Origin of the sequence: Bartonella sp. AP9QHHD, assembly GCF_042195625.1 — a bacterium.
Taxonomy (GTDB): domain Bacteria; phylum Pseudomonadota; class Alphaproteobacteria; order Rhizobiales; family Rhizobiaceae; genus Bartonella.
In genome coordinates, this window is sequence record NZ_JBHIOP010000040.1 from 1 (window position 1) to 1,710 (window position 1,710).

A 1,710-nucleotide genomic window follows, 5' to 3' on the forward strand; every position below is an offset into this window, starting at 1 on the left:
AAATGGGCGGCTTATGTCACGGGTCAATCTTAAGATATGGGGTGAATAACCCCATTATCTGTGGATAACTTTAGCTCTCTTCTCTCTCATTCTTTCTCAATAAGACTCATAAATTATCACATCAGAAATTGTATAATAAAATATTGTTTTCTATAAATAAAATACCTTCAAAAATGAACCAAAATGTGGTTAATAAATGGTTATGATGTGTTACCATTTTTTGATAGAAAGGATTTTCGTATGACAGAAAATGATATTCTTTTAACAGACCGTGAAAGTGCAAAATTGCTTCATATGAGTGTTTCAACATTCCGGCGTCATGTTACCAATGGCTCTCTCCCAAAACCTTTAAAATTTGGCTTTTTATCCCGTTGGTTACAATCGGATCTTTTGAATGTAATCGAACAAGCAAAACAGCAACGTTATAACGACGCGGCATAAAAAGAAAACCTTATCACGTAAGGACGGACAAGGCTTTCTCAAGCTCATCAACCTGGTGCTTTATTTGGTGTAAATTCAAGGCTTTCTCTGCTGAAGCAAGACTTAAGGTTTGCATTCAAGTTGTTCTGAATGCTTTTTACAATAAGGGCTATTTAAGCGTCTCTCAACACTTCGCTGAGGCATGACAGCACNCAACCTTATTAAGGTCCGGTACTCCACATTCTAAAAGTATTTTATTTCTCCATAATGCTGGAGAAAGTGAGGGAATTGAGTTAACACATCCAGTGATACTTAACAGAGCTATACAACTCAATAGTTTTAAGATTTTCTTCATTATTCCCCTCTTTCAATGGATTTATTTACAATAAAAAAGCTCATAAGCCTGTTGATATTTCCTGTCACCGCTGCTTAAAACAACGGTGAACAATATTGAGATGATTGGTTGAGAAAACAATCCCACCATTCCAAGTGAAGGCAAGGATAGCGGATTGTTGATCATCACTAGCAAGACTTAAGGTTTGCATTCAGGTGCATTTTTATATTTTTTACAATAAGGGCTGTTTAAGCGCTTCTTGACACTGGGCCTCGGGATCACAGCACCTGGACGACAAATGGGAAGGTTTTCGGCTTTATGATTCTCACACCAAGTCCCTCCCCCCACTTTATCACGAAAACCTGATTGAACCATACAGGCATCAATAGTTGCCCATGCATTGTAGCTGAGTTTTCTGTTTTCTGGATCGACATCATCAGGGGTTGGCATACCACATTCTAACAAGGCTTTTCCTACCTCTGTAAAATCAGTAACACCATTTTTCTCCCACGTAGCCACCTCTCCTGGAGGAGGTTTATCGATATTACATCCAGTTATAATTAACAAAGTTACAGTGCTTAATAATTTTAGAGTTTGTTTCATTTTTTACTCCTTGATTTACTTAAAGGAAATTGTTCACGATGAGATGTGCCATAAAACTTTTGGCATTTTGGACCCACGTCTCCAAGACAGGTATGGGAACTTATGGGATTCATGATCACTCTCAACCATTCTGTCCAAACGTTACTACCAGCAGGGAGTGTCCCGTAGGTATAGCCATTGCCGCCAATAATTCTGCTGACAAAGTCATATCTATTCCCATCAAAGCCAATAGTGGTTTGTTTGCCATCACTCACATAATCTAACAGACCGGCTGCAACTAAAACATTAAAGGCTGGTCCATAGAGATTGATAGTCGTGTTTTCGTTGGCTATACCGTGAACACCTTCTTGTTT

Annotated in this window: 3 protein-coding genes and 2 pseudogenes; 1 reads left to right on the top strand and 4 read right to left on the bottom strand. The window is 38.5% G+C overall.

Going from position 1 to position 1,710, the window contains the following annotated elements:
• Window positions 1-240 precede the first annotated feature (240 nt).
• The gene (locus tag ACFIK4_RS02960; RefSeq protein ID WP_015856172.1) at window positions 241-441 is read left to right on the top strand and encodes an AlpA family transcriptional regulator; all 201 of its coding nucleotides are present in this window, start codon (window positions 241-243) and stop codon (window positions 439-441) included.
• A gap of 102 nt (window positions 442-543) precedes the next feature.
• Here the strand turns inward: ACFIK4_RS02960 and ACFIK4_RS02965 are convergent.
• The 4 genes and pseudogenes from ACFIK4_RS02965 to ACFIK4_RS02980 all read right to left on the bottom strand — a co-directional run.
• Window positions 544-775: pseudogene (locus ACFIK4_RS02965) on the bottom strand (hypothetical protein).
• 64 nt (window positions 776-839) lie between these two features.
• Window positions 840-965: a hypothetical protein gene (locus ACFIK4_RS02970; RefSeq protein ID WP_375628995.1), complete on the bottom strand. Its 126-nt coding sequence runs from the start codon at window positions 963-965 to the stop codon at window positions 840-842.
• Window positions 953-1,357 (bottom strand): hypothetical protein, encoded by a 405-nt coding sequence (locus tag ACFIK4_RS02975; RefSeq protein WP_375674252.1) that lies wholly within the window; start codon window positions 1,355-1,357, stop codon window positions 953-955. Before ACFIK4_RS02975 ends, ACFIK4_RS02970 begins: the two co-directional genes overlap by 13 nt.
• Window positions 1,354-1,710: pseudogene (locus ACFIK4_RS02980) on the bottom strand (filamentous hemagglutinin); the annotation flags it as partial. The pseudogene ACFIK4_RS02980 and the gene ACFIK4_RS02975, both read right to left, overlap by 4 nt.